The 25,882-nt window shown below is 69.9% G+C and carries 20 protein-coding genes; 6 read left to right on the forward strand and 14 right to left on the reverse strand.

From position 1 onward, the window contains the following. Nucleotide 1: 1 nt before the first annotated feature. Entirely contained in the window at nt 2-1,669 is a 1,668-nt protein-coding gene (betA, locus tag ABT254_RS34765; protein WP_351479194.1) for a choline dehydrogenase, read from the reverse strand. A gap of 202 nt (nt 1,670-1,871) precedes the next feature. Between betA and ABT254_RS34770 the strand changes: the two genes are divergently transcribed. Next, nucleotides 1,872-2,618 (forward strand): IclR family transcriptional regulator, encoded by a 747-nt coding sequence (locus tag ABT254_RS34770; protein WP_351479604.1) that lies wholly within the window; start codon nt 1,872-1,874, stop codon nt 2,616-2,618. A gap of 1 nt (nt 2,619) precedes the next feature. On the opposite strand, the gene ABT254_RS34775 is transcribed toward ABT254_RS34770, so the two are convergent. The 8 genes from ABT254_RS34775 to ABT254_RS34810 form a co-directional block, all read right to left on the reverse strand. Next, on the reverse strand, nt 2,620-3,750 hold the full coding sequence (locus ABT254_RS34775) for an aromatic ring-hydroxylating oxygenase subunit alpha (RefSeq protein WP_351479197.1): 1,131 nt from the start codon (nt 3,748-3,750) through the stop codon (nt 2,620-2,622). A 130-nt stretch (nt 3,751-3,880) separates the two neighbouring features. Then, entirely contained in the window at nt 3,881-5,041 is a 1,161-nt protein-coding gene (locus ABT254_RS34780) for an NAD(P)/FAD-dependent oxidoreductase (protein WP_351479199.1), read from the reverse strand. Beyond that, nucleotides 5,038-5,400, reverse strand: coding sequence for a bifunctional 3-phenylpropionate/cinnamic acid dioxygenase ferredoxin subunit (locus ABT254_RS34785; RefSeq protein WP_030928447.1), 363 nt, complete (start codon nt 5,398-5,400; stop codon nt 5,038-5,040). Before ABT254_RS34785 ends, ABT254_RS34780 begins: the two co-directional genes overlap by 4 nt. A 199-nt stretch (nt 5,401-5,599) precedes the next feature. Beyond that, on the reverse strand, nt 5,600-6,229 hold the full coding sequence (locus ABT254_RS34790; protein WP_351479202.1) for an MBL fold metallo-hydrolase: 630 nt from the start codon (nt 6,227-6,229) through the stop codon (nt 5,600-5,602). Beyond that, nucleotides 6,229-7,314 (reverse strand): S-(hydroxymethyl)mycothiol dehydrogenase, encoded by a 1,086-nt coding sequence (locus ABT254_RS34795; protein WP_351479205.1) that lies wholly within the window; start codon nt 7,312-7,314, stop codon nt 6,229-6,231. The genes ABT254_RS34790 and ABT254_RS34795 overlap by 1 nt, the downstream gene beginning before the upstream one ends. 456 nt (nt 7,315-7,770) lie before the next feature. Further along, the gene (locus ABT254_RS34800) at nt 7,771-11,145 is read right to left on the reverse strand and encodes a pyruvate carboxylase (protein ID WP_351479607.1); all 3,375 of its coding nucleotides are present in this window, start codon (nt 11,143-11,145) and stop codon (nt 7,771-7,773) included. Nucleotides 11,146-11,259: 114 nt separating this feature from the next. After that, the gene (locus ABT254_RS34805) at nt 11,260-11,721 is read right to left on the reverse strand and encodes a (2Fe-2S)-binding protein (protein WP_351479208.1); all 462 of its coding nucleotides are present in this window, start codon (nt 11,719-11,721) and stop codon (nt 11,260-11,262) included. Nucleotides 11,722-11,753: 32 nt separating this feature from the next. Next, entirely contained in the window at nt 11,754-13,841 is a 2,088-nt protein-coding gene (locus ABT254_RS34810) for a xanthine dehydrogenase family protein molybdopterin-binding subunit (protein WP_351479610.1), read from the reverse strand. Nucleotides 13,842-14,146: 305 nt separating this feature from the next. Here ABT254_RS34810 and ABT254_RS34815 point away from each other — a divergent pair, with 305 nt between their 5' ends. Then, nucleotides 14,147-15,412 carry a YhgE/Pip domain-containing protein gene (locus ABT254_RS34815; RefSeq protein WP_351479211.1) on the forward strand — a complete coding sequence of 422 codons (1,266 nt, stop codon included), beginning with the start codon at nt 14,147-14,149 and terminating at the stop codon, nt 15,410-15,412. A 20-nt stretch (nt 15,413-15,432) separates the two neighbouring features. Here ABT254_RS34815 and ABT254_RS34820 read toward each other — a convergent pair whose 3' ends face one another. The 4 genes from ABT254_RS34820 to ABT254_RS34835 all read right to left on the reverse strand — a co-directional run bounded on the left by ABT254_RS34820 (nt 15,433) and on the right by ABT254_RS34835 (nt 19,434). Further along, nucleotides 15,433-16,932, reverse strand: coding sequence for an ATP-binding protein (locus tag ABT254_RS34820; RefSeq protein WP_351479214.1), 1,500 nt, complete (start codon nt 16,930-16,932; stop codon nt 15,433-15,435). Beyond that, nucleotides 16,929-17,675, reverse strand: a complete 747-nt coding sequence (locus ABT254_RS34825) for a response regulator transcription factor (RefSeq protein WP_351479217.1) — start codon at nt 17,673-17,675, stop codon at nt 16,929-16,931. The genes ABT254_RS34820 and ABT254_RS34825 overlap by 4 nt, the downstream gene beginning before the upstream one ends. Before the next feature lie 49 nt (nt 17,676-17,724). Next, nucleotides 17,725-18,648 (reverse strand): acyl-CoA dehydrogenase family protein, encoded by a 924-nt coding sequence (locus ABT254_RS34830; RefSeq protein WP_351479220.1) that lies wholly within the window; start codon nt 18,646-18,648, stop codon nt 17,725-17,727. Nucleotides 18,649-18,711: 63 nt separating this feature from the next. After that, entirely contained in the window at nt 18,712-19,434 is a 723-nt protein-coding gene (locus tag ABT254_RS34835) for an AraC family transcriptional regulator (protein ID WP_351479223.1), read from the reverse strand. Nucleotides 19,435-19,728: 294 nt separating this feature from the next. On the opposite strand from ABT254_RS34835, the gene ABT254_RS34840 reads away from it, so the two are divergent. Continuing rightward, nucleotides 19,729-21,273 (forward strand): sulfatase family protein, encoded by a 1,545-nt coding sequence (locus tag ABT254_RS34840; RefSeq protein WP_351479226.1) that lies wholly within the window; start codon nt 19,729-19,731, stop codon nt 21,271-21,273. A gap of 34 nt (nt 21,274-21,307) precedes the next feature. Here ABT254_RS34840 and ABT254_RS34845 read toward each other — a convergent pair whose 3' ends face one another. Then, nucleotides 21,308-22,468 carry an ROK family transcriptional regulator gene (locus ABT254_RS34845; RefSeq protein WP_351479229.1) on the reverse strand — a complete coding sequence of 387 codons (1,161 nt, stop codon included), beginning with the start codon at nt 22,466-22,468 and terminating at the stop codon, nt 21,308-21,310. A 411-nt stretch (nt 22,469-22,879) separates the two neighbouring features. Here ABT254_RS34845 and ABT254_RS34850 point away from each other — a divergent pair, with 411 nt between their 5' ends. The 3 genes from ABT254_RS34850 (at nt 22,880) to ABT254_RS34860 (ending at nt 25,871) form a co-directional block, all read left to right on the forward strand. Further along, on the forward strand, nt 22,880-24,097 hold the full coding sequence (locus ABT254_RS34850) for a beta-1,3-glucanase family protein (protein ID WP_351479232.1): 1,218 nt from the start codon (nt 22,880-22,882) through the stop codon (nt 24,095-24,097). Nucleotides 24,098-24,149: 52 nt separating this feature from the next. Continuing rightward, on the forward strand, nt 24,150-24,998 hold the full coding sequence (locus tag ABT254_RS34855) for a thaumatin family protein (protein WP_351479235.1): 849 nt from the start codon (nt 24,150-24,152) through the stop codon (nt 24,996-24,998). A 153-nt stretch (nt 24,999-25,151) separates the two neighbouring features. Then, a complete protein-coding gene (locus ABT254_RS34860) occupies nt 25,152-25,871 on the forward strand; it encodes a chitinase (protein ID WP_351479238.1) in 720 nt (239 codons plus the stop codon). The last annotated feature ends 11 nt before the right edge of the window (nt 25,872-25,882 follow it).

A 25,882-nucleotide genomic window follows, 5' to 3' on the forward strand; every position in this document is an offset into this window, starting at 1 on the left:
CCTACCCGGCCTGCTTCTGGGCGTCGCGGTGCCGGTAGTACGCGGCCTTCGACGGCGCCAGGGGTTCCTTGCCGAGAATCAGGTCGGCGGCCTTCTCGGCGACCATCATCACCGGCGCGTAGATGTTGCCGTTGGTGACGTACGGCATCACCGACGCGTCGACGACCCGCAGGCCCTCCACGCCGTGCACCCGCATGCTGGTGGGGTCGACGACGGACATCTCGTCGGTGCCCATCTTGCAGGTGCAGGACGGGTGCAGGGCGGTCTCGCCGTCCTTGGCGACCCAGTCGAGGATCTCCTGGTCCGTCTCCACGGACGGGCCGGGCGAGATCTCGCCGCCGTTGAAGGGCGCGAGCGCGGGCTGGTTGAGGAGCTTGCGGGCGACGCGGATCGCCTCGACCCACTCGCGGCGGTCCTGCTCGGTGGAGAGGTAGTTGAAGCGCAGCGCCGGGTGTTCGCGCGGGTCCTTGCTCTTGATCTTCACCGAGCCTATGGCGTCGGAGTACATGGGCCCGACATGGACCTGGTAGCCATGGCCGCCCGCGGGCACGGAGCCGTCGTAGCGGACCGCGATGGGCAGGAAGTGGAACATCAGGTTGGGGTAGTCCACGTCCTCGTTGCTGCGGGCGAAGCCGCCGGCCTCGAAGTGGTTCGTGGCCGCGGGGCCCTTGCGGAACAGCCACTGCAGGCCGATGAAGGGGGCCCGCCACTTGGCCAGATACGGCTGCATGGACACGGGCTGCTTGCAGGCGTACTGGATGTACACCTCGAGGTGGTCCTGCATGTTCTCGCCGACGCCCGGCAGGTGGTGCACGACGTCGATGCCGAGGGCGCGCAGCTCCTCCGCGTTGCCGACGCCGGACAGCTGCAGCAGCTGCGGGGAGTTGATCGCGCCGCCGCACAGGATGACTTCCTTGGCCCGGACCTGCTTCAGGGCGCCCTTGCCGCGCTGGTACTCGACACCGACGGCCTTCTTGCCCTCGAAGAGGACGCGGGTGACCAGGGCGCGGGTCGTGACGGTGAGGTTGGGCCGCTTCCTGGCGGGCTTGAGGTACGCCTTCGAGGCCGAAAGACGGCGTCCGCGGTGGACGTTGCGGTCGAACTTGGCGAAGCCCTCCTGCCGGTAGCCGTTGACGTCGTCGGTGGGGGCGTAGCCCGCCTCCTGGGTGGCCTTGAGGAAGGCGCCGAAGAGGGGGTTGTCGGCGGGGCCGCGCTCCAGGACGAGGGGGCCGTCGTGGCCGCGGAACTCGTCGTCCGGGTCGGCGGCCAGGCAGTTCTCCATCCGCCGGAAGTAGGGCAGACAGTGGGCATAGTCCCAGGTCTCCATGCCGGGGTCGGCCGCCCAGCGCTCGTAGTCCATGGGGTTGCCGCGCTGGAAGATCATGCCGTTGATGCTGCTGGAGCCGCCGAGCACCTTGCCGCGCGCGTGGTAGATGCGCCGGCCGCCCATGTGGGGCTCGGGCTCGGACTCGTACTTCCAGTCGTAGAAGCGGCTGCCGATCGGGTACGTCAGTGCCGCGGGCATGTGGATGAAGACGTCCCAGGGGTAGTCGGAGCGGCCTGCCTCCAGGACCAGCACCTTGTTCGCCGGATCAGCTGAGAGTCTGTTCGCCAGTGCACTGCCGGCCGAACCGCCGCCGACGATGACGAAGTCGTATTGGGGAGCCATGGTGCCTCGTCTCGCTCGCGCCGTAGATACGCGAGGCATGCTAGTACCAGTAGCGCTATACGCACTAGGTTGCGAGCCACGCAACTTACGGGCTGTTGATTTCGCCACGGTTACTTGCAGCGGTGTTGTTTACTGCGCGTATAGTTTCGGAGTGAGCAACCACAGCCAAGACACCGAAACGACAAATTCGCAGGCCGGCGGAGTGCAGTCGGTCGACCGAGCCATCAGCGTCCTGGAGATCCTCGCGCAGCGCGGCGAGGCGGGCGTCAGTGAGGTGGCCGCCGAGATCGATGTTCACAAGTCCACCGCCTTCCGCCTTCTCGGCGCCCTGGAGGCACGCGGTCTGGTGGAGCAGGCGGGCGAGCGCGGCAAGTACCGGCTCGGCTTCGGCATCGTACGCCTGGCCGGCGCGGTGACGGGACGCATCGACATCACCCAGCAGGGCCGCCCGGTCTGCGAGCGGCTCGCCGAGGAGATCGGTGAGACGGTGAACATCGCTGTGCTGCAGGAGCACTACGCGATCAACCTGTACCAGGTCCGCGGCCCGGGGGCGGTCACCGCGCACAACTGGGTCGGCCAGCTGACCCCGCTGCACGCGACGTCGAGCGGCAAGGTCCTGCTGGCGTACCTGCCCGCCAAGGAGCGCGCCGCGCTGCTGGCCGAGGCGGGCCTGAAGAAGGTGACTCCGCACACCATCACCTCGAGGGCCAAGCTGGAGAAGCATCTCGCGGAGGCGCGGGAGGCCGGCTACGCCTGGACCATGGAGGAGCTGGAGATCGGTCTGCACGCCATGGCCGCCCCGGTCCTGGACCGGGACGGCGAGGTCATCGCGGCGGTCACCGCCTCCGGACCCTCGTACCGCTTCACGGAGGAGCGGATGCGCGAGCTCGCGCCCGTGCTGATCAAGGGTGCGGAGGAGATCAGTCACCGCATGGGCTACCTGGGCTGAGTCACCCCTGGGAGAGGCCCAGGCGCTCGTTCACCCAGTCGTGGAAGGCACCGATGTGGTGCTCGCTGGGCACCAGCACGCCGCCCTTGGCGTACATCCGGGAGCTCATGCCGGGCTGTGTGCGCTCGCAGGCGTCGAAGTCCTGGCGGTTGACGCGGTCGAAGAGCTCCACGGACCGGCTGACGTCCTTGCCGCTCTCGACGACGTGCGGGAGGTAGAGCCAGTCGCACTCGACGATCGTGCGGTCCACGGCCACCGGGTACATCCTGTGGAAGATCACGTGGTCGGGGACGAGGTTGATGAAGACCTGCGGCTTGACCGTGATCGCGTAGTAGCGGCGGTCCTGGTCCTCGGCGACCCCGGGGATGCGGTCCAGGCCCTCGGAGCCGTCGACGGTGAAGCCCTGCACCTCCTCACCGAACTCGGCGCCGTGCCCGACGTAGTACTGGGCGGCATAGCCGTCGGCGAACTCCGGGAGCACCTCGGTGAGCTCGGGGTGGATCGTGGCGCAGTGGTAGCACTCCATGAAGTTCTCGATGATGAGCTTCCAGTTGGCCTTCACGTCGTAGACGATCCGCTTGCCGACGGCGAGGTTGTCGATGTCGTAGTGCTCGATCGACTCCACGTCGCCGAGACGGGAGATCACCTCGCCGACGACGTCCTCCTCGAAGGAGGGCGGGTTCTCCGCGAGGCACACCCAGACGTAGCCGAGCCATTCGCGGACGGCCACGCTGACCAGGCCGTACTCGGTGCGGCCGACGTCGGGCATCTTGGTGAGGTTGGGCGCCGCGACCAGCTTGCCGTTCAGGTCGTAGGTCCAGGCGTGGTACGGGCACTGGAAGGCCCGCTTGACCTCGCCGGTCTCCTCGGTGCAGAGCTTGGCGCCGCGGTGGCGGCACACGTTGAAGTACGCGCGGATCGAGTTGTCCCGGGCGCGGGTGACGAGGATGCTCTCGCGGCCCACGTCGACGGTGCGGAAGGCGCCGGGCTTGGCCAGCTCGGAGGAGCGTGCGACGCAGAACCACATGGTCTCGAATATGCGCTCCTGCTCCTGGGCGAAGATCGCCGGATCCGTGTAGGAGGAGCCGGGAAGGGTGGCGATCAGGCTGTCCGGCAGGCTGGTCGAGGTCATCGTGCACTCCTCGGGAACGTCGTGGGAGGGGCGCCCCGTAGGGGCGCGGGGCGGTGCTTGTTTGCGGCTCCGCCGCGGGGCGCGACCAGCCACAATGGCGCCGCAGATGAAGAACGACACATCACGGCACTCACAGCGAAGCGCTCAGCTGCTTGCGCCAGCGGGTGAACAGCCTCGGCTGGTTCATCCCGAGCACGGCGACCGGCTGCCCGGCGCGCCGGTAGACGGCCAGGACGTTGCGGTCGTCCGCAGTGCCCTCCTCGACCGTCACACTGTCGGCGCCGGCCGCATGACCGGCGAACTGGATCTTCACTCCGTACTGGTCGGACCAGAAGTACGGCGGCCGGGGCACACCCGGCTCCACCGCGCCGCCCGCCAGCAGCGTGGCGACGGCGGCGCCCGGGCGCTCGCGCGCACCGGTCCAGTGCTCCACGCGGCGATGGGCGCCCGCGCGGGGGTCGTACCAGTTGGCGCAGTCGCCGACCGCGACCACACCGGCGAGGCTGGTGCGGCCGTCCGCGCCGCACTTCACGCCGTTGTCGAGCGTGACGCCGGAGCCTTCCAGCCACTCGACGCACGGGCGGGCCCCCACGCCGACGACGACGATGTCGGCGGGGACGCTGCGGCCGTCCTCCAGCAGGACGGCATCCACCTGCCGCTCACCGCTGAGCCCCTTCACGCCCACGCCGCACAACAGCCGTACGCCGTGATCGGTGTGGAGCGCGGAGACGATGGCGCCCATGGTCTCGCCGAGCGGGCCCGCGAGCGGCGTCGGGGCCGCCTCGATCACCGTCACGTCGAGCCCGAGGGCGTACGCCGTGGAGGCGACCTCGGCGCCGATGAAGCCGCCGCCGATCACCACCAGCCGGCCACCGCGGGCCAGTTCGTCCCGCAGGGGGCGGGCGTCGTCCAGGGTGCGCAGGGTGTGCACTCCGGCAAGGCCTTCGGCGCCGGGCAGAGTGCGCGCCGCGGCACCGGTCGCGATGACGATGCCATCGGCGCGGAGTTCCCTGCCGTCGGCGAGCCGCACGGCACGGCGGTCGCGGTCGAGGCCGCTCGCTCGGGCGCCGAGCAGCCACTCGGCCTGCAGGTCCTCGTCGTCCGTCTCCAGTACGAGGTCGGCTTCGCCGATCGTGCCGGCCAGGAACTCCTTGGACAGCGGGGGCCTGTCGTACGGGCGGTGGGTCTCGTCGCCGATGACGACGAGCCGCCCGTCGTAGCCCTGCCCCCGCAGTGAGCGCGCCGCCGACAGGCCGGCCAGTGAGGCGCCGACCACGGCGACCGTCCTCACGCGGGACCTCCGGCGAGGCGGGAGGCGATGCAGGGCGGCAGGTTGGGGGCGTCGGTCGACACCTGGACGTAGATCATGCCGTCCTCGACGACCACCTCGTGCGTGCGCACCGGCAGCTTGGCCGGCGGGGCGTCGACGGCGCCGGTGCGCAGGTCGAACTTGGAAGCGTGCAGCGGGCATTCCACCTCGCAGCCCTCCAGCCAGCCGTCGGCGAGCGAGGCGTCCTGGTGGGTGCACGTGTCGTCGATGGCGAAGACCTCGCCGTCATCGGTATGGAACACCGAGACCGGCGGATCGATGTCGAGCCGGAAGGCCTCACCTCGCGGGAGGTCCGCGAGACGGCACACGGGAATCATCATGACACCTCGGTGCGTATAACGAAACGGATTGCGGTAAGCGCAACATCAGTCTGAGGTCGCCCTGAACCCTTGTCAAGGAGTTCAGAGGCCCCGATGACCCCTGCCTAATGTTGCATTTCATGCAACAGGCAGCATATTAAGCAACGGCCTGCGGGCAGGGGTCGGCACCGGAATCAGTGCCTTCGAGCAGGTCAGCAGGTCAGTGACCGCGTGCGATCCACTCCTGCAGATGCGGGGCTTCCGCACCGATGGTCGTCGTGTCCCCGTGACCGGTGTGCACGACGGTGTCGCCGGGCAGGGACAGCAGCCGTTCCCGGATGGACTCGATGATGGTCGGGAAGTGGCTGTACGACCTTCCCGTGGCGCCCGGTCCGCCCGCGAAGAGCGTGTCACCGCTGAAGAGCGCGCCGAGCGCCGGCGCATACAGGCAGACGGCTCCGGGGGCGTGGCCGGGCGTGTGCAGCACGGTCAGGTCCACGCCCGCCACCGTCAGGACCTGGCCGTCGGCCAGTTCGGCGTCGGGCGCCCGCTCCGGATGGGTCTGCTTCCACAGCGGCAGGTCGTCGGGATGGAGGAGGACCGGGCCGCCGGCGCGCGCCGCGAGGTCGGGCGCGGCGTCGATGTGGTCGTTGTGGGCGTGGGTGCACACGATCGCCCGCAGGGTCCGGCCGCCGACGGCCTCGGCGATGGCCTCGGCGTCATGGGCGGCGTCGATCACGATCACCTCGTGGTCGTCGCCGACGATCCACACGTTGTTGTCGACGTCCCAGGTGCCGCCGTCCAGCGAGAACGTGCCCGAGGTGACGAGGTGTTCGATGCGGGCGGCCATCAGAGCACCACCACCGAGCGCAGGACGTCGCCGCCGTGCATCCGCTCGAAGGCCTTCTCGACCTCGTCCAGGGCGATGGTCTCGGTGACGAACGCGTCCAGGTTCAGCCGGCCCTGCAGATAGAGGTCGATGAGCATCGGGAAGTCGCGGGAGGGCAGGCAGTCGCCGTACCAGGAGGACTTGAGCGCCCCGCCCCGGCCGAAGACGTCCAGCAGCGGGAGCTCCAGCTTCATCTCGGGGGTCGGCACACCGACCAGGACGACCGTGCCGGCGAGGTCGCGGGCGTAGAAGGCCTGCTTGTACGTCTCCGGGCGGCCGACCGCCTCGATGACGACGTCGGCGCCGAAGCCGCCGGTCAGTTCGCGGATCGCCTCGACGGGGTCGGACTCCTTGGAGTTGACGGTGTGGGTCGCGCCCAGCTTGCGGGCGGTCTCCAGCTTCCGGTCGTCCAGGTCCACCGCGATGATCTTCGCGGCGCCGGCCAGGTTCGACCCGACGATCGCGGCGTCGCCGACGCCACCGCAGCCGATGACCGCCACGGTGTCGCCGCGGCCGACGTTGCCGGTGTTGATCGCGGCGCCGATGCCCGCCATCACACCACAGCCGAGCAGACCGGCGGCGGCCGCCGACGCGGACCGGTCGACCTTGGTGCACTGCCCCGCCGCGACCAGCGTCTTCTCCGCGAACGCGCCGATACCCAGCGCCGGGGACAGCTCGGTGCCGTCCTCCAAGGTCATCTTCTGCTTGGCGTTGTGGGTGTTGAAGCAGTACCAGGGCCGCCCGCGCAGACAGGCCCGGCACTGCCCGCACACGGCACGCCAGTTGAGGATCACGAAGTCACCGGGGGCGACGTCGGTGACGCCCTCCCCCACGGACTCCACCACACCCGCGGCCTCGTGGCCCAGCAGGAAGGGGAAGTCGTCGTTGATGCCGCCCTCGCGGTAGTGCAGATCGGTGTGGCAGACCCCGCAGGCCTCGACCTTCACCAGCGCCTCGCCCGGTCCCGGGTCGGGCACGATGATCGTCTCCAGGCTGACGGGGGCGCCCTTGCCCCGCGCGACGACTCCACGGACCTGGTGCGTCATGGCCACTCCTCGGCTGGTACGAGACTGAGTCAGATGTTGCTCAATACGGCACACATCTCATGTGTCGCAACACAGCATCGTGGAGCGCAGACCCCGGGTCAAGGCTCTCGAAGGGGCGCGGCGAGATCGCCGATCCCAAGGACCGACGGACGTTTCCGCCCCTCTTTCCGGTCGAGGTAGGCGGCGCTGACGAAGAGCAGGTCCTCCAGGATCCAGGGGCCCTCGGCCCCCCACCGTGTGCCGGAACAGCCAGGGTGTCGTCCGTCGAACCGTCGTCGACGTAGGTCACCTCGTACTCGTCGGCGGGCAGGGACTGCCCCAGCAGCGACGGCAGCCGTCCGCCGGGGGTGCCGGGCAGCAGCAGTCCGGGCGGGCTGACGAGCCGCCAGAGGCCCGGTCCCACCCATGGGCAGGTGGGACCGGGCCTCTGTGGCACATGCGCGGCTGCTCGCCTCGTCAGCCGATCTCGACCAGCAGGTCGCCGCCCTCCACCTGCTGGATCTTGTTGATGGCCAGCCGGCTGACGGTGCCCGCCTTGGGCGCGGTGATCGCGGCCTCCATCTTCATCGCCTCGATGGTGGCCACCGTCGCCCCGGCGTCCACCTCGTCGCCCTCGGCGACCGCGAGGGTGACCACGCCGGCGAACGGGGCGGCGACATGGCCCGGGTTGGTGCGGTCGGCCTTCTCGGTCACCGGGACGTCGGAGGCGGCCGCCTTGTCGCGCACCTGGATCGGGCGGAGCTGGCCGTTCAGCGTGGACATCACGGTGCGCATGCCGCGCTCGTCGGCCTCGCCGACCGCCTCCAGCTCGATCAGCAACCGGACACCGGGTTCGAGGTCGACGGCGTACTCCTTGCCCGGGCGCAGCCCGTAGAAGAAGTCCTTGCTGTCCAGCACGCTGGTGTCGCCGTAGGCCTGGCGGTGGGTCTCGAAGTCGCGGGTCGGACCCGGGAACAACAGCCGGTTGAGGGTGGCGCGCGGCTCCTTCGCCAGGCCCTCGCGGTCCTCCGTGCTCAGCTCCTGCACGGGCCTGGGCTCGGCGCGGCCCTCGAGGGCCTTGGTGCGGAAGGGCTCGGGCCAGCCACCGGGCGGGGTGCCCAGCTCACCGCGGAGGAAGCCGATGACCGAGTCGGGGATGTCGTAGCGGTTCGGGGTCGCCTCGAAGTCGGCGGGATCCACCCCGGCACCCACCAGGTGCAGGGCGAGGTCGCCGACCACCTTCGAGGACGGGGTGACCTTCACCAGACGGCCGAGCATCCGGTCGGCGGCGGCGTACAGGTCCTCGATCTCCTCGAAGCGGTCGCCGAGGCCGAGCGCGACGGCCTGGGTGCGCAGGTTGGACAGCTGGCCGCCGGGGATCTCGTGGTGGTAGACGCGGCCCGTCGGGGAGGCGAGGCCCGCTTCGAAGGGGGCGTAGACCCTGCGGACGCTCTCCCAGTACGGCTCCAGGTCGCCGACCGCCTGGAGGTCGAGCCCGGTCGGGCGGTCGGAGTGGTCGGTCGCGGCGACGATCGCCGAGAGGGAGGGCTGGGAGGTCGTGCCCGCCATCGACGCCACCGCGCCGTCCACCGCGTCCGCGCCCGCCTGGATCGCGGCCAGGTAGGTGCCCAGCTGGCCGCCCGCCGTGTCGTGGGTGTGCAGGTGGACGGGAAGGTCGAACTCCCGCCGCAGCGCGGACACCAGCTTGGCGGCGGCCGGGGCGCGCAGCAGGCCCGCCATGTCCTTGACGGCCAGGACGTGGGCGCCCGCCTCGACGATCTGCTCCGCGAGGCGAAGGTAGTAATCCAGCGTGTACAGGCGCTCGTTCGGGTCCGACAGGTCCGAGGTATAGCAGAGGGCCACCTCGGCGATCGCCGTGCCCGTCTCGCGGACGGCGTCGATGGCGGGGCGCATCTGGCCGACGTCGTTGAGGGCGTCGAAGATGCGGAAGATGTCGATGCCGGTGGCCGCGGCCTCCTGCACGAAGGCGTCGGTCACCTCGGTCGGGTACGGGGTGTAGCCGACGGTGTTGCGGCCGCGCAGCAGCATCTGCAGACAGATGTTGGGCACGGCCTCCCGGAGAGCGGCCAGGCGCTCCCAGGGGTCCTCGGCGAGGAAACGCAGTGCGACGTCGTACGTCGCTCCGCCCCAGCACTCCAGGGACAGCAGCTCGGGCAGGGTCCGCGCGACCACCGGAGCGACCGCCAGGAGGTCCTTGGTGCGGACGCGGGTGGCGAGCAGCGACTGGTGGGCGTCACGGAAGGTGGTGTCGGTGACGCCGATGGTGGGCGACTCGCGCAGCGCGCGGGCGAATCCCTCCGGGCCGAGCTCGACCAGCCGCTGACGCGAACCGGCGGGCGGCTCGCCTGCGGGCAGGGTCGGCAGCTTGCTGACGGGCTCGATCAGCTCGGGACGCTCGCCGTTCGGCTTGTTCACCGTCACATCGGCCAGGTAGGTGAGCAGCTTGGTGCCGCGGTCTGCGGAGGAGCGGGAGGTGAGCAGGTGCGGGCGCTGCTCGATGAACGAGGTCGTCACCCGCCCGGCCTGGAAGTCCGGGTCGTCGAGGACCGCCTGGAGGAACGGGATGTTGGTGGCGACACCGCGGATGCGGAACTCGGCCACCGCGCGCCGGGCCCGGCCGATGGCGGCCCTGAAGTCCCGGCCCCGGCAGGTCAGCTTGACCAGCATCGAGTCGAAGTGGGCGCTGATCTCCGTACCGGCGTGGGTGGTTCCGCCGTCGAGGCGGATACCGGAGCCGCCCGGCGAGCGGTAGGCACTGATGCGGCCGGTGTCCGGGCGGAAGCCGTTGGCCGGGTCCTCGGTGGTGATACGGCACTGGAGAGCCGCACCGTGCAGCTTCACCGTCTCCTGGGACAGACCGAGGTCCGCGAGGGACTCGCCGGAGGCGATGCGCAGCTGGGACTGGACGAGGTCGACGTCGGTGACCTCCTCGGTGACCGTGTGCTCGACCTGGATGCGCGGGTTCATCTCGATGAAGACGTGGTTGCCGTCGCGGTCCAGGAGGAACTCGACGGTGCCCGCGTTGCGGTAGCCGATCTCGCGGGCGAAGCGGACCGCGTCGGCGCAGATGCGGTCGCGCAGCTCCGGGTCGAGGTTGGGCGCCGGGGCCAGCTCGATGACCTTCTGGTGGCGGCGCTGCACCGAGCAGTCGCGCTCGTAGAGGTGAATGACGTTGCCCTGGCCGTCGGCGAGGATCTGCACCTCGATGTGGCGGGGGTCGACGACGGCCTTCTCCAGGAAGACGGTGGAGTCGCCGAACGCGGAGGCCGCCTCGCGGGACGCCGCCTCGATGGACTCGCGCAGCTGGGCCGGGTCCTCGACGCGGCGCATACCGCGCCCACCGCCGCCCGCGACCGCCTTCACGAACACCGGGAAGCCGATCTCGTCGGCCGCGCGGACGAGTTCGTCGACATCGGTGGAGGGCTGGGAGGAGCCGAGCACCGGGACGCCGGCCGCGCGGGCGGCGGCCACGGCGCGGGCCTTGTTGCCGGTCAGCTCCAGGGTCTGCGCGCTCGGCCCGACGAAGGTGATGCCCGCTTCCTCACAGGCCTTGGCCAGTTCGGGGTTCTCGGACAGGAAGCCGTAGCCCGGGTAGACGGCGTCGGCACCCGCCTGGCGGGCGGCACGCACGATCTCCTCGACGGACAGGTACGCGCGCACCGGGTGGCCCGGCTGGCCGATCTCATACGCTTCGTCGGCCTTGAGCCGGTGCAGCGAATTTCGGTCCTCGTGCGGGAAGACGGCGACGGTCCTTGCGCCCAGCTCGTAGCCTGCGCGGAACGCCCTGATCGCGATCTCACCACGGTTGGCTACCAGCACCTTGCGGAACATCGCCGCTCCCTTCAGCCTGCGGATGACGTCCCCCATGGTGTCGGTGACATGCCCTTCTGGCCATGTGAGCCGGGCCACTCGCACCGCGTGTCGTCGCGCAGACGCGGGATCGGGTCAGGAACGGATGTCCGCTGCCGCCTTTTTGATGGCCTCGCGGATGCGGGCGTAGGTGCCGCAGCGGCAGACGTTCTCGATGCCGTCGATGTCGGCGTCGGTCGGTTCGGGCGTCTTCTTCAGCAGGGCCGCCGCGGCCATGATCTGGCCGGGCTGGCAGAAGCCGCACTGCGAGACGTCGCAGTCGATCCAGGCCTGCTGCACGGGGTGCAGGGTGTCGCCGTCGGCCAGGCCCTCGATGGTGGTGACCTTGCGGTCCACGCAGTCCTTGACCTTGACGACGCAGGGCTGGAACTCCTCCCCGTCGAGATGGCTGGTGCAGGCGCGGCAGACGCCGACCCCGCAGCCGTATTTGGGGCCGGTGACGTGCAGCAGGTCGCGCAGCACCCACAGCAGCGGCATGTCGGCGGGGGCCTCGACGGTCACCTTCTCGCCGTTGAGGGTGAAGGAGTAGGAGGGCATCGATACCTTCTCGAAGGCTGGTACGGCGGCGGTCAGAAGTTGAGGGGGAAGCGGCGGGGCTTGGTGCCGGTGGCCCGGGCGTACGCGTTCGCGACCGCTCCGGAGGCGGCGGGGACGCCGAGTTCGCCCGCGCCGCCGGGCTCCCTCGTGGACGGCATGATGTGGGCCTCGAAGTGCAGCGGGGCATGGCGTTGGCGGGCCCACTGGAAGTCGGCGAAGCTGCCCTCGCGCACGGCGCCGCGGTCGATGTGCAGTCCGGCCCGCAGCACGGTGGAGATCCCGTCGACGGCGGTGCCCATGAGCTGGGCCTCGAGGCCACGCGGATTGACGGCGGTGCCGACGTCGGCCGCCATCACCACCTTGGTCACCCGGGGGTGCTTCGGATCGGTGGCGTCGATCTCGGCTAGACAGGCCACGCAGGAGCCGTACTCCTCGTGGACCGCCACACCCTGCCCATGCCCGTCCGGCATGACCCGCCCCCAGCTCCCGGCGGCGGCCACCTTGTCGAGGACCGCCTTGACGGCCTTGCCGCGCAGTGTCGTACGGCGGAAGGCGACGGGATCCTTGCCGAGGCTCCTGGCGATCTCGTCGACGACGATCTCCTCGGCGGTGCGCACCATCCCGGAGTCCACCGACCGCCAGGCGCCCAGCGGGATCGCCAGTTCGATGCCGCCCGCGTCTCCGGAGAGACGGCCGAAGTTGTACAGCCCGGAGTCGCTGGGCAGCGGCCCGGCCACCCGCACGGGCCCCGGACGTACGAAGGCCGCCTGTTTCGCGGTTTTCTTCTTGCCGGACGACTCGCCCACCCCGGCCATCGCGTGGCTGAAGGCGACCACCCTGCCGTCGGCGTGGCTGGCGCGGAAGCGGTGGTGGGTGGCGGGGCGCATCCGGCCGTGGCGGGTGTCGTCGTTACGGCTCCACATCAGCTTGACCGGCCGCTTGGCCGCCTTCGAGATCAGCGCCGCCTCGATGGCCGCGTCGAAGTTCAGCCGCCTTCCGAACGAGCCGCCGCCGCGCAGCACATGCACGGTGACCGCGGAGGCCGGCAGCCCGGTCGCCGAGGCGATGCTGTCCCGGGCGTCCGTCGGGGTCTGGGAGGAGAACCAGATCTCGGCCTTGTGGGCGCGCACGTCCGCGATGGCGGTCAGCACCTCCATCGGGGCGTGGCTGACGAAGGCGAACTCGAACTCGGCCTCGACCTGCGTCGATCCGCGCGGCGGAGAACCCAGGTGCGGGACCGCGGCCTTGAGCCGGGAGCGGATCTGCGCGTCGGACAGTGCGGCCAGCGGGCCCGGCGCCCACTTGATCTTCAGGGCGTCGCGGGCCTGGAAGGCGTGGTGGAAGGACTCGGCCACCACAGCGACTCCGCCGGGGACCTTGACGACGGCGTGCACACCGGGCAGGGCGCGGGCCGCCCGGTCGTCGACCGAGACGAGCCTCCCGCCGAGCGTCGGCGGCCGGGCCACCACGGTCGGCTTCGCACCGGCCACGGACAGGTCACCGGTGTACTTCGCCTTGCCGGTGACGATGTCCCGGGCGTCGATACGGGACGTGGGCCGGCCGATCACCTTGTGTTCGGACGGCCGTTTGGGCTTGGCGGGCACGGACGTACGGCGGATCCGGGCGGCGCTCGCGCTGAGCGAGCCGAAGGTGGCGGTGCGGCCGTCCGGTGCGATCACCATCGTGTTCCCGGTGCGCAGGCTCCAGGCGGGCAGATGCCAGCGTCTGGCGGCGGCGGTGACCAGCCTGGCCCGTGCGGTGGCCGCGAGCCTGCGGGCCGGGCCGTACAGGGAGACGACCGAGTTCGAGCCGCCGGTGTACTGGTTGCCCTTGGTCCGGGCGTCGGCCAGGGGAATGTCGACGTCGGCGAGGCGGGCGTCCAGTTCCTCGGCGATCATCATGGCGACGGCGGTCGTGATGCCCTGTCCGACCTCGACCCGCGGCAGCCGTACGACGATCCTGTTGGCGTGGGTGACCTCCAGGACGAGCATCTCCTCGTCGGAACCGGTGACCACCGTGTCGGAGGAAGCGCGGCGGGGCTCGGAGCCCTGGGCCGAGGACGTGTCGCAGGCGAGCGGGGCGGCGACGGTCAGCGTGGCCGCGGACAGGGAGTACACCATGAACCGGCGGCGGGACACCGCGTGCCGTGGGGCGCCTGTGTCCGGGGCCGGGCCGGTGGGTGCGGCGGAGGACTCGATGCCGTCCAACAGACACTCCTCGCGGGTCGTCCGACTGATGGGTCAACAGGTATGAGGGGCCAGTCGGTCCGTGGGTTGCCTGAGAGCCCTCATGCCGCCGTGCGGTTCCGGCCTGTCGCGCCCGGCCTTGCTGCCTCCGCGCCCGCTCCTCCGTAGGCTCTGCTTGCTGCCCCACGGGGCGCCGCCCGCCCTGCTGGGACGCTCCGACACCCGACCTACGGAGAACCATGGCCGACGCCAGCCCCCAGGCCCGTGCCGTCACACTGCTGGGCCGCCCCAAGCTGTGGCTCATGCCCACCGTCCTGACCGGACTGCTCGCCTTCCTGCTGGCCCTGCTCTACATGGGCGGCATCGTCAACCCGCAGCGCGATCTGCACCATCTGCCCATCGCCCTGGTCAACGCCGACACCGGCACACCGCCGCCCGGGCAGAAGCAGAACGCGGGCACGCAGATCGCCGCGGCCATCACCGCCGACAAGTCGAACGACAAGGCCCAGTGGCGCACCCGCACCCTCGCCCAGGCCCAGGACGACCTCGACTCCGGCAAGGTCTACGGCGCCCTGGTCATCCCCCCCGACTTCACCGCGTCCATCACCGCGCTGACGACGACCAAAGCCACCGCCCGGCCGACGATGACGGTGCTCACCAACCCCGGCAAGGGCAGCCTGGGTTCGTCCCTCGCCAGTCAGATCACCACGGCCGCGGCGCACCAGGCCTCGCAGACCATCGGCAGGCAACTCACCGCGGCCGTGGGGACGCAGGCGACCTCCACGGCCAAGCTGCTGCTGGCCGACCCGGTGAACGTCGTCACCCAGGTCGGCCACCCGATCGGCAGCCACAGCGGCCTCGGGCTGAGCGCCTTCTACTACACGCTGCTGCTCGTCCTGGCCGGCTTCCTCGGCGGCAACGTCATCAGCAACGCCGTCGACACCGCCCTCGGCTACGCCGACAACGAGATCGGCCCCTGGCACACCCGCCGCCCCACCGTCCCGATCAACCGCACCCAGACCCTGCTGCTGAAGATGGCCATGACCGCGGGCATCACCGTCCTCAGCGTCTCCCTGGTCATGCTCGCCACCATCAGCATCCTGGGCATGGACGCCACCCACATCCCACTGCTGTGGATCTACTCCTACTGCGCCTCCCTCGCCGTCGGCCTGGGCGTGCAGGCCATCAACGCGGCCTTCGGCGGCATCGGCCAGCTGGTGTCCATGTTCGTGTTCATCGTCCTGGGCCTGCCGTCCTCGGGCGCCACCGTCCCCCTCCAGGCCGTCCCCGGCTTCTACCGCTTCCTGTCCCACTTCGAGCCCATGCGCCAACTCAGCGACGGCGTCCGCGCGATCCTCTACTTCGACGCACGCGGCGACGCCGGCCTCACCCGCTCCTGGATCATGATCGCGATCGGCACGGCACTCGCCCTCCTCTTCGGCTTCGCGATGACGCGCTACTACGACCGCAAGGGCCACGAACGGCTTACGCCGCAGCCTGCATGAGATTCACCCTCCGCCCCCGGTCAGTGGCCACGCGGACCGAGCACAGGGTTCCGGCTCTCCTCCGACGTTCCGGTCAGCCAGTCGCGGTGCAGGAGCGGGAGGGTGTGCTCCACATCCCGGCCGCCGATGGCGGGCAGGAGGAGTTCGAAGCGGGTGCCGGGGCGGCCGTCGGGGCGGTCCGACACGGTGATCCGGCCCCGGTGCAGGGAGACCTGCTGGGCGACCAGGGTCAGGCCGAGGCCGGAACCGGGGCTGCCCGGGCCTCGACGGAAACGCTGGAAGATCTCCTCGCGCTGTTCGGGAGGGACGCCGGGGCCGTGGTCGTCCACGGTGAGGAGCGCGGTCGGCTGTCGTGGGTCGGCCGACAAGCCCAGGCTCACCTCGATGCGGGCGACACCGTCTTCGGCGCGGCCGTGGGTCCAGGCGTTCGTCAGCAGGTTGTCCACGGCCGAGCGCAGCCCCTGCTCCCAAGCGTGGACCCGTACCCTCCCGGCGGTGCGTACGGACACCTCCGCTTCGGGGTGCGTGCGCCGCAGGTCGGAGACCGACGCGTCCACCAGCTCCGCGAGGTCCAGCGACGTGAACGCGTCCGCCTCGATCAGATCGCCCTGCGCGAGCGCCTTCAGCATCACCAACAGCCCGAGCAACCGGGCGTGTTCACGCCCGAGATCGTCGAGCACCTCTGCCCGGTCCTCGGGATCGAGGCCGGGATGGTCGGTGAGGATGTCGAGGTTCGTGCGCATGCTCATCAGCGGGGTGCGCAGTTCGTGGGAGGCGGTCGCGGCGAACGCGCGGGAGGTGGCCAGCGCCTCCTCGGTGCGTGTGACCTGCTCGTCGTAGCGGGCGAGCACGGTCTGCACCGTGTACGCCAAGTCGTCGACCTCGGCGACCCTTGTCGGAGTGTGTTCCAGGCGCGCGGGGCTGGTTCTGGGGTCCAGGCCGCTGGTACGCCGCTGCAGCCGGCGCAACGGAAGAACCGCCCGGGCTGCTATCGCCCAGGCGACCGCACCGGCGAGTACCGCGGCCAGCAGCGCCCCGGTCAGCACGCGTCGGCGCACCAGCGCCAGTTCGTCCTCGGCGGTGTCAGGTGACAGCAGCCACAGGTTCGGGGTGGTGCCCTGCTTCGCCGCCCCGACGCGCAGCGACAGGACCAGCCAGTCCTCGCCGCCGGAGGTCACGGCGACGGGGTTCGGGGCGGTGCGGGGCAGGGTGGGGTACGGGTCCGGCTGCGGGCCTGCCGAGACGGAGTCCCCGGGGCCGGTCAGCCGGATGCCCACGTCCCGCGCGGAGTTGATCAGGCGTCGTCGGCGGACCTGCTCCAGGAGCGGGTGGTCGGTGCCGGCGACGTCCAGGTACGCCTTGGCGTTCTTGGCGACGACCGTCGCGCGGGCGCGCAGTTGGTCGCCCTGGTGTGCGCGCAGGTCGCCGCTGACCAGGTGCAGCAGCAGCCAGCCGGAGGCAAGCACCAGCACGGGCACGCTCGCGCCGACCGCGAGTGCGATCCGGGTGGACAGTTTCACGACGCGCCCTCGACTGCTCGGTCCCCGGCCTTTCGGTCCCCGGCCTTCCTGACCTCGCCGTCCGTGCGCAGAACGAAGCCGATCCCGGGCACGGCGTGCAGGATCCGTGGCCGGCCGCCCTCCTCCAGCTTGCGGCGCAGATGGCTGACGAAGGTGTCCACCGCGTCGCCGCGGACCTGGAAGTCGTATCCCCATACCAGGTCCAGCAGTTGCTCGCGGGTGAGCACGATGTTGACGTCGCGGGCCAGGGCCTCCAGCAGCGCGAACTCACGCGGCGTCAGTTCCAAGGGCCGGTCGTCCAGGGACGCTTGGCGGGCGGACCGATCGAGTACGAGGCCGCCGACGCGAAGGTGGCCGGTGGCGGCGGGCGGGCGGCGGTGCAGCAGGGCGTGCAGCCGTAGGACCAACTCCTGGAGGGCGAACGGCTTGACGAGGTAGTCGTCCCCGCCCACCTGCAGACCCGCCACCCGGTCGGCCTCCTCGTCCAGCGCGGAGAGCATCAGCACGGCTACGTCGTCGCCGTCGCCGCGCAGGGCCCGGCACACGTCGATGCCATGGAAGCCGGGCATGCAGATGTCCAGGACGATGATGTCGGGACGCTCGGCGCGTGCCTCCGCCAGGCCCCTGCGCCCGCCGTCGGCGACTGCCACCGAGAAGCCGCTCAGCCGCAGTCCCCGCTCCAGCGACCGCCGTATCGCCGCGTCGTCGTCGACCACCAGCACCCGCCCGGCCTCGCCTGCCATGCACACCTCGGTTTCGCCACGGTCGAAAGAGCTCGTCCGGAGAGGGCGGTCACGTCCACGGCAGGTCCGCCGCCCCTGGACCGAACAGGACCCGACCGTAGTCCTCCGCGATGGTGTGGGGGCTGAACTGGGGCCCACGCGTGATGACCGCCACGTCCCTCCAGAATCGCCGCAGCGGGACGTCCGGAGCGAGGCCGCCCGCCCAGTGCAGATCGAGCAGCTTCTCCAGTGCCGCCCGGCACTCCTGCTCGGCGGACACCAACTCCGCCCACAACTGGGCCTGTTGCTGCGCGGGGAGGCAGGCGGGCTGCCCGTGGGCGTCGGGCAGGGCGTCGAGAACGTCCGCCACGTGCAAGGCGCGTCGTGTCGCCGAGCCGGCCCCCGACAAGCTCGTCCCCGTCGCGCGCTGTGCGGCGTGTGCCGCTCCGAGCAGCGGGGCGAGCGTGACGACGACCATGGCGAGCAACGCCGTCGAAGCCGCGAGGGCACCGGGTGCACTGTCTGCTTCGGACATGGGGATCACCACGTGGGCCGGGGGCACCACCACGTCCTGAGCCACGAGCGTGTCGCCGGTGGCGGGCGAGGTGCGTTCGACGACGAGGTCCCTGGTGGAGACCAACGCCACACAGCTCAGGTGGAGTTGACCCCGTGCTCGTACCTTCACCTGCATGGGGACCGCCAGGACCGACCACACCGACTCCTGGCAGCCGGCGGTCGCCCGCCACCGTCCTGAGATGCTGAACCCGTAACCAGTCCGCTCTGCTCTGGCTCGCAGCGGCGTGGTGGAACCGCAGACGATCACCTCAGGGTCGGCGCACAGGACTTCTCGGACCTCCTGGGGAAACAGCGGCGAGCACACCCTCTTCAAGGCGGCGGACAGCGCGACGCTCCATGCCGTCGACGGGCACCTCTGGCCGAGTTCGGCGATCACCCGCATTCGGGTCCGCAGACCGTCCCGCAATTCGGTATTCATGACAGGTCCTTTGCACTGTTGAACACGCGCGCCCTCGCCGCCGACCGCACATCACGCCGGACTTCAGGCACGCGACGTCCGGTACTGCGACGGCGTACATCCCACTATTCGGCGGAAGCTCCGCGAGAAATGCTCCGAACCGGAGAAGCCACAGCGCCGGCCGATACGGGCGATCGTGTCGTTGCCACTCTCCAGATACTTGCGTGCCAGGTCGATGCGGAGTTCGGTGAGATAGCGGTACGGAGTTGATCCGGTGGCGGCCTTGAAACAGCGCACGAAGTGGAAACGGCTGAAGGAGACCAGGGACGCCAGGTCGTCGACCGATACGGGTTGCCCGAGGTTCTCCCGCATATAGGCCAGAATCGTCTCCAGTTGCCGCGCGCTCAGCCCACCGGACGACTTCGCCGAGCCGGTGGTGTGCGGCGCGAGCACATGGGCGGCGATGAACTGCGCCGCCGACTGCGCGTACAGGTCGTCCGCGCCGACCTCGCTCGCGGCCGCGACCGCCTTCACCATCGCCGCGAGGACCGGGTCGAACCGCACCGCCGGATACCTTTCGCGCAGATGAGAGAGGTGCGAGCGCAGGTCGTCCTCACCGACGAACCGGTGCAGCGTCTCGACCGAGACGGTGAGCGAGGCGATCGTCGCGGGCTCGTCCCCCTTGGGTTCGACGACCAGCGTCCGGCTCAGCCCCGGAGGGATGACGCACACGTCGTCGGGCAGCGGCAACGTCTCTTTGACGGCAGCCTCGTCGCCTCCCCCGCGAATTCCCAGAAGGCCGCTCACATGTGCGTTCAGGGTAATTCCCGACGACGACGGTGGACACCCCTCTGAAACGTCTTCTTCCGCACCTGAAGGCAGCGCCATGTTCGGCCACCCACCCCGCTGACCACGTCCAACGCCCGGTTCCCCTCTCCCGGTCACCTACTGCTCTCGGCGCAAGTACTGCATCGAGAATTCAGGCACGCAGGTGGCGGTCGCAAGGCGGCCGTGCCGGATTAATCGGCCTCGTTCCAGAATAATTTGACGAGAGGCAATCCGATATTGACCGGCACGGAATCATGCTGACACGCTTCCGGCATGATTCGCACTCGTCAATTGCTGAAAGGAATGGCCGGGGTGGTGGCGCTGCTCTTCGCCGCCCAGAGCGGAGTGAGCGCGGCGACGACCGACGCCACCACCTCAACCGAGGCCACCACCACGACAAGCGCAGCCACCACGTCCCCGACACAGCCGGCCGCAGCCGCCGCGCAACGACCGAACATCGTCTTCGTGCTCACCGACGACATGTCCTCGAATCTCCTGCCGTACATGCCCGAGGTGCAGAAACTGCAGTCGCAGGGCACGTCGTTCAGCGACTACGTGGTGAGCAACTCGCTGTGCTGCCCGTCGCGTTCGTCCATCTTCACCGGCGAGTACCCGCACAACACCGGAGTCCTCGGCAACGACGGGCCGAGCGGCGGCTTCGACGCCTTCCACAAGAACGGACTTGAGCGGGACACCTTCGCGACTGCCTTGAAGGCCAAGGGCTACCGCACCGCGATGATGGGCAAGTACCTCAACGGCTACGACCCCAAGGCGACCGTCGACGGCCAGCAGCCGTACGTGCCGCCGGGCTGGAGCCAGTGGGATGTCGTCGGCAACGGCTACCCGGAGTACAAGTACAAGCTCGCCCACAACCACACGATCGAACCGCACGGGAAGAAGAACAAGGACTACCTGACCGACGTGCTCAACAAGAAGGGCCAGTCGTTCATCAAGAAGTCCGCAGCGGCGAACAAGCCGTTCATGCTGGAGGTCGCCCTCTTCACACCGCACGGTCCGTCCCGGCCGGCCCGGCGGGACAAGAAGGACTTCCCGGGCCTGACGGCGCCGCAGGGCCCCGCCTTCGACAAGCTGCCCACCAACGCCCCGCCGTGGCTGGCCCGGCAGAACCCGCTGACCCAGAGCGAGAAGAACACGATCGACAAGAAGTTCCGCAAGCGCGCACAGTCGTTGCAGGCGGTCGACAAAATGCTCGGCAAGCTGCGCCAGAGCCTGAGCAGGGCCCACGTCGCCGACAACACCTACGTCGTCTTCAGCTCCGACAACGGCTTCCACCTGGGTGAGTACCGGCTCAAGGCGGGCAAGCAGACGGCCTTCGACACCGACGTGCGCGTGCCCCTGGTGATCGCCGGCCCCCATGTCGCCGCCGGACGGACAAGCCACGCCCAGGTCTCGAACATCGACTTCGCACCCACCTTCCAGCAGATCGGCGGCGCCGCGGTGTCGTCCCGGGTGGACGGTCACAGCATGCTCCCGCTCCTGGACGGCGGATCGGACTCGGGCTGGCGCACGGCCAACCTGATCGAGCACCGCCACGCCAAGAAGTCGCCGGGCGACCCCGACAACCACGGCACGGAGAGCGTCAGCCCGCCGAACTACCATGCCATGCGCACCGATTCGTACACCTACGTCGAGTACGACAGCGGCGCGAAGGAGTACTACAACCTCCGCACCGACCCCGACGAGCTGCACAACATCGCCGGCCGGCTGAGCAGGTCCCGCCTCGCCAAGCTGCACGACGCGCTGACCCGGCTTGAGAACTGCCGTGGCGGCAGCTGCTGGAGCGCCGGCCACTCGTAGTCCTTCGGCTGCACCAACAGCTGACGCCACCCCGTCACCCCCTTGGTGCCGTCGATGCCTGCTGCTGAAGCAGGGCGATGGCGCCGAGGGCGGTGCCGGCGTCACCGAGTCCGGCCGCAAGCACCCTCGGCCGCCCACATGAACGGCGCGCCGCCTGCGTGTTCAACGCGCGCTCGATGGGCTCCATCAGGGTGGGACCGGCCTCGACCAGTTCGCCGCCCAGAACGATCGCACCAGGGCCCACGGCATGGCACACGTCGGCCAGCACTCGGCCCACGTGCCCGCCCGCCCGGGCCACGACCGTCTGCGCGTTCCGGTCGCCCGACTTGAGCGCGGCCACCAGCTCCGGCACATCCGCCACCGCGCACCCGGCGGCGCGGCAGGCCTCCAGCACGGCCCCGACCGAGGCCACCGTCTCCAGACAGCCGGTGGCGCCGCACTCGCATCGCGCGCCGCGCGGGTCCACGGTGATGTGGCCGAACATTCCGGAGACGCCGTGGGCGCCGCGGTGCAGGGCGCCGGCCAGCACAAGGCCGCCGCCGACGCCGTGCGACAACCGCAGGTACAGCACGTTCTGTTCACTCGCGGCCGCACCCCACAGCGTCTCCGCCAGTGCCGCCAGGCGGGTGTTGTTGTCGACCAGTGCGGGTGCGCCGAAGCGCTCGCGCACCAGCGCCGCCACCGTGTCGTGCGCAGGCGCCCAGCGCGGACTGCGGCCCGGCAGGCCGACCGGACCGACGGGGCCGACCACTCCGACGCCGACGCCGTTCAGCTCGCCCGGGCGCAGTGTCCCGCCGCTCAGCGTGTCCGCCAGCCGCCACGCGAGGTCGATGCGGGCCTGCCACGGGGTGTCGGGACCGTGCGGCTCGCCCGCACTGCCGACGATCTCGTGGGCCGCGTCCATCACGGCCACCCGCACCGCCCGCCGCGCGAACTCGATGCCGAGCAGCCGGCCGGACCCCGCATTCAGGCTCAGCACCTCCGCAGGGCGGCCCCGCTTGCGGCGAGCCGCGGCCGGTACCGACGCCAGCACTGTGCCGTCGTCCATGAGCCTCCCGACGACGTCGTAGAGCGTGGTGCGGGACAGACCGCACAGGGCCCCTAACTCTGCCCGGGTCAACGGACCGTGCTCACGCAGCAGACGCAGCACCAGGGCCTCGTGTGCGGTGGCGGCACGTGTCGTCAAAGTCAGCATGGCGGAAAGCGTTTCCCCTCTTTGATCACAGCTGTGACATGGGCGGACGGAGGTCAGCCCGTCCTCCCGTGGCGCGAGAAGCTAGGGGCCGTTCTTGTGGGAATTCTGTGGGCGCCCGGTGTGGCGGTCCGCCGGTCCGGTCCGGTCATCCGCCGGTGTGACGCGGCCCTCACGGTTTCTTGACATGTCATTTCTGTCACCGCTTGGCGGAAAAATTCACCCTGCGTAACGTCTTCTCCCGCCGGAGGTGAACCGGCCGACGCCTGGGGACAGTTGTGGGCGTCGGCCGGACCCCGGCCGTACGCCGGCCCCATCCCGCCGGATTCCAAGTGGCGCCGTATGCGCGCCCGTTCCCCACCGTTTTCCGTCCGTGCTTGGTCACGCACGGCGCAAGGAGAGAGGAACCCCTGTATGAACTCGCCCGACTCCCACCCGTTCACCCGCCGCAGGCTGCTCACCTCGATGGCAAGTGCCGCCGTCGCCGGATCCGCGCTCGCCTCCGCCGCCCCGCGCGCCTTCGCCGACTCGGGTCAGGCCGCCGGCTCCGACGACGAACTGGCCGCCGCGGCCGCTCACGGCCTGCCGCTGACGGTAGTCAACAACAGCGGCGACTTCGCCAACGGCTCGGTCCACCTGTACATCGTGGGCAGCAAGGGGGACCGGCAGGTGCGGGTCACCCGGCGCGGCACTCTGGCCCCCGTCAAGCTGTCCGACAACCACGCGGGCGGCTTCACCGACTACGCCATCCCGCTGGCCGCCCGGGGAAAGACCACGCTACGGCTGCCGTTCATGTCCGGCCGGATCTACGTCGCGCTGGGCCACAAGCTGAAGTTCAAGGCCGTCAGGGGCGCCGACGGCAGGATCGGTCTGCAGCAGCCGGCCGGCTGGGTGGAGTCCGACCCCAACTACCCCGTGCTGCACGACTTCGTGGAGTTCACCCGCGACGCGTCCGGCATGCACTGCAACACCACCATGGTCGACATGTTCAGCGTGCCGATGATGATCCAGCTGAACGGAGCGAAGAACCACAGCACCGGCAGGCTGCCCGACGGCGGCCGCGCCCGCGTCTTCCACACCCTGCGCAACAACCAGGACTTCTCGCGCCTCGTCGTGGGAGACCGGCGCGTCATCGCCCCGAGCCACGGCCTCGACGCGGGCCGCTTCCCCCAGCACTACTTCGACCACTACATCGACAAGGTCTGGCACACCTACGGGAACAAGAACCTCGTCGTCAGGACGAACGCCGGCACCTTCACCGGCCGGGTACGGGACCACAGGCTCACGTTCACCGGTCCGGCATCGGTGTCGTTCGCCAAGCCCTCCACCCGTGACGTGCTCTTCTGCGACGGAGCGCTCGCCGCCCCCAACGACGGGACCACCGGCCCCGTGGCCGCCGCCCTGGGCGCCGCGTTCAACCGCTCGACGCTGCTGAGCCATCACCAGCAGCCCGTCACCCACGCGGCCGCCTTCTACGACACCGCCGTCACCAACCACTACGCCAAGGCCATCCACGCCGCGACCACCAACGGCAAGGCCTACGGCTTCGCCTTCGACGACGTCGCCGACTGGGCCTCCTACATCGAGGACCCCAGGCCCCGGCACATGCATCTGACGCTGACCCCGTTCTGACACACCCGCACCCGCTCTTGCGTTCGGCAAGCGACCACCGAGGGAGTACCAGATGAAGAGGTTCCGTGAGTTGCTGCTCGCGGCCGTGTTGTGTGTCATGCCGGTCGTCGCGGGCGCCGGAGCCGCGCCCGGCGCCGGGGCCGACGCCTCCCGCATCGTGCCCACCGCCGCCGCAGCGCCGGCCGCCGCGCCCACCGCCCCGGCAACTGCGCCTGCCGCCCGTGCGGTGGCCGGTGCCCACACGGTGACGTTCGTCAACCGGTCCGGAAAGAAGCTGTGGATCGGCAGCATCGCCAACAAGGGCGAGCCCGACGGCAATTCGAAGAATCTGAAGTCGCTGCCCGTTCTCAAGCCCGGACAGTCGGCGACAGTGACGATTCCGGAGAACAAGTCGCCGCACCACTGGCGCGGCAAGTTCTTTGCCCGCCAGGGATGTTCGGGCAAGTCGGGGAGTACGTTCCACTGCGCCATCGGGGACTGCGGAAAGTTCGCCAAGCGCTGCGTCACGGGTGAAGCGCCCGTCAGCCTGGCCGAGTTCAACTTCGACAAGAGGGACTCCCAGGCACCCTGGTACGACGTCAGCTACGTCAACGCCTTCTCACTGCCGGTCACGATCGCGCCCAAGGGCGCCGAGAAGACCACCAAGAACGGTCCGTGCTCGAAGCAGGGCTGCCGGAAGGACCTGCTTCGCTACTGCCCCAGGACGGACCGGGTGCACAACTCCGCCGGGAAGACGGTGCTGTGCGTGAACCCGAGCCGGGATGTGCCGTCCGGCTACAGCGATGCCATCAAGAAGCACTGCCCCAAGTCATACGCCTGGTCCAAGCAGGACACGGAGACCGGCAACAAGACGATGCGGCAGTGCAGCAAGTGCAAGGGCCTCGTCGTGACCTTCTGGTAGTCCGGACCGAAATCGCTCCGAAGCCGACTGCCATTGCGAGCAACAACTGCCGCTCCCCCAGCAATTTCTGACCCTTTTCGCCGGGCGGCGACAGATAGCGTCATCTCCGGATTGCCGATGGGCAACCCGCCTTTACTCCAAGGAGTTTCCCGAATGCGAAAGCTACGTGCCTTCTACGCCGTGCTCACCGCCGTACTGATAGCGATCTCCACAATCAATCTGAGCGCCACCACGGCATCTGCCGCCGAGCAAAGGGGCGGCTTCGTCGTCAGCAAGGCGCAGTACAACAAGATGTTCCCGCACCACAAGAAGCTCTACACGTACAAGGGCCTGGTCAAGGCGATGAAGGCGTTCCCGGCCTTCGCGCACACGGGCAACGAGAACACGCGGAAGCGTGAGGCCGCCGCGTTCCTCGCGAACGTCAGCCACGAGACCAGCGGGCTGATCTACATCAACGAGCAGAACAAGGCCAACTGGCCGACCTACTGCGCCGACGAGCCGTACGGCTGCCCGGCCGGCCAGTCCGCGTACCACGGCCGCGGCCCGCTCCAGATCAGCTGGAACTACAACTACAAGGCCGCCGGCGACGCGTTCCACGTCGACCTGCTGCACCACCCGGACCTCGCGGCGAAGAACTCCACCGTGACCTGGAAGCTCGCGCTCTGGTACTGGATGACCCAGTCCGGTCCCGGCACCATGACGCCGCACCACGCGATGGTCAAGAGCGGTGGCTTCGGCGAGACCATCCGCAGCATCAACGGCGGCCTCGAGTGCAACGGCGCCAACCAGGCCGAGATGCAGGACCGGATCGCGAAGTACAAGAAGTTCACCAGGATGCTCCACGTCGGCGCCGGCCGGCACCTCAGCTGCTGACGAGGGAGACG

The sequence above is a fragment of the Streptomyces sp. NPDC001137 genome (genome assembly GCF_040298885.1).
Taxonomy (GTDB): domain Bacteria; phylum Actinomycetota; class Actinomycetes; order Streptomycetales; family Streptomycetaceae; genus Streptomyces.

Coding starts and splice junctions, on each gene's coding strand:
- betA (WP_351479194.1), bottom strand. CDS start 1,669: ATGGCTCCCCAATACGACTTCGTCATCGTCGGCGGCGGTTCGGCCGGC.
- ABT254_RS34775 (WP_351479197.1), bottom strand. CDS start 3,750: ATGACCTCGACCAGCCTGCCGGACAGCCTGATCGCCACCCTTCCCGGC.
- ABT254_RS34785 (WP_030928447.1), bottom strand. CDS start 5,400: ATGATGATTCCCGTGTGCCGTCTCGCGGACCTCCCGCGAGGTGAGGCC.
- ABT254_RS34790 (WP_351479202.1), bottom strand. CDS start 6,229: ATGGCCGCCCGCATCGAACACCTCGTCACCTCGGGCACGTTCTCGCTG.
- ABT254_RS34795 (WP_351479205.1), bottom strand. CDS start 7,314: ATGACGCACCAGGTCCGTGGAGTCGTCGCGCGGGGCAAGGGCGCCCCC.
- ABT254_RS34800 (WP_351479607.1), bottom strand. CDS start 11,145: ATGTTCCGCAAGGTGCTGGTAGCCAACCGTGGTGAGATCGCGATCAGG.
- ABT254_RS34805 (WP_351479208.1), bottom strand. CDS start 11,721: ATGCCCTCCTACTCCTTCACCCTCAACGGCGAGAAGGTGACCGTCGAG.
- ABT254_RS34810 (WP_351479610.1), bottom strand. CDS start 13,841: ATGGTGTACTCCCTGTCCGCGGCCACGCTGACCGTCGCCGCCCCGCTC.
- ABT254_RS34815 (WP_351479211.1), top strand. CDS start 14,147: ATGGCCGACGCCAGCCCCCAGGCCCGTGCCGTCACACTGCTGGGCCGC.
- ABT254_RS34825 (WP_351479217.1), bottom strand. CDS start 17,675: ATGGCAGGCGAGGCCGGGCGGGTGCTGGTGGTCGACGACGACGCGGCG.
- ABT254_RS34830 (WP_351479220.1), bottom strand. CDS start 18,648: ATGAATACCGAATTGCGGGACGGTCTGCGGACCCGAATGCGGGTGATC.
- ABT254_RS34840 (WP_351479226.1), top strand. CDS start 19,729: ATGATTCGCACTCGTCAATTGCTGAAAGGAATGGCCGGGGTGGTGGCG.
- ABT254_RS34845 (WP_351479229.1), bottom strand. CDS start 22,468: ATGCTGACTTTGACGACACGTGCCGCCACCGCACACGAGGCCCTGGTG.
- ABT254_RS34850 (WP_351479232.1), top strand. CDS start 22,880: ATGAACTCGCCCGACTCCCACCCGTTCACCCGCCGCAGGCTGCTCACC.
- ABT254_RS34855 (WP_351479235.1), top strand. CDS start 24,150: ATGAAGAGGTTCCGTGAGTTGCTGCTCGCGGCCGTGTTGTGTGTCATG.
- ABT254_RS34860 (WP_351479238.1), top strand. CDS start 25,152: ATGCGAAAGCTACGTGCCTTCTACGCCGTGCTCACCGCCGTACTGATA.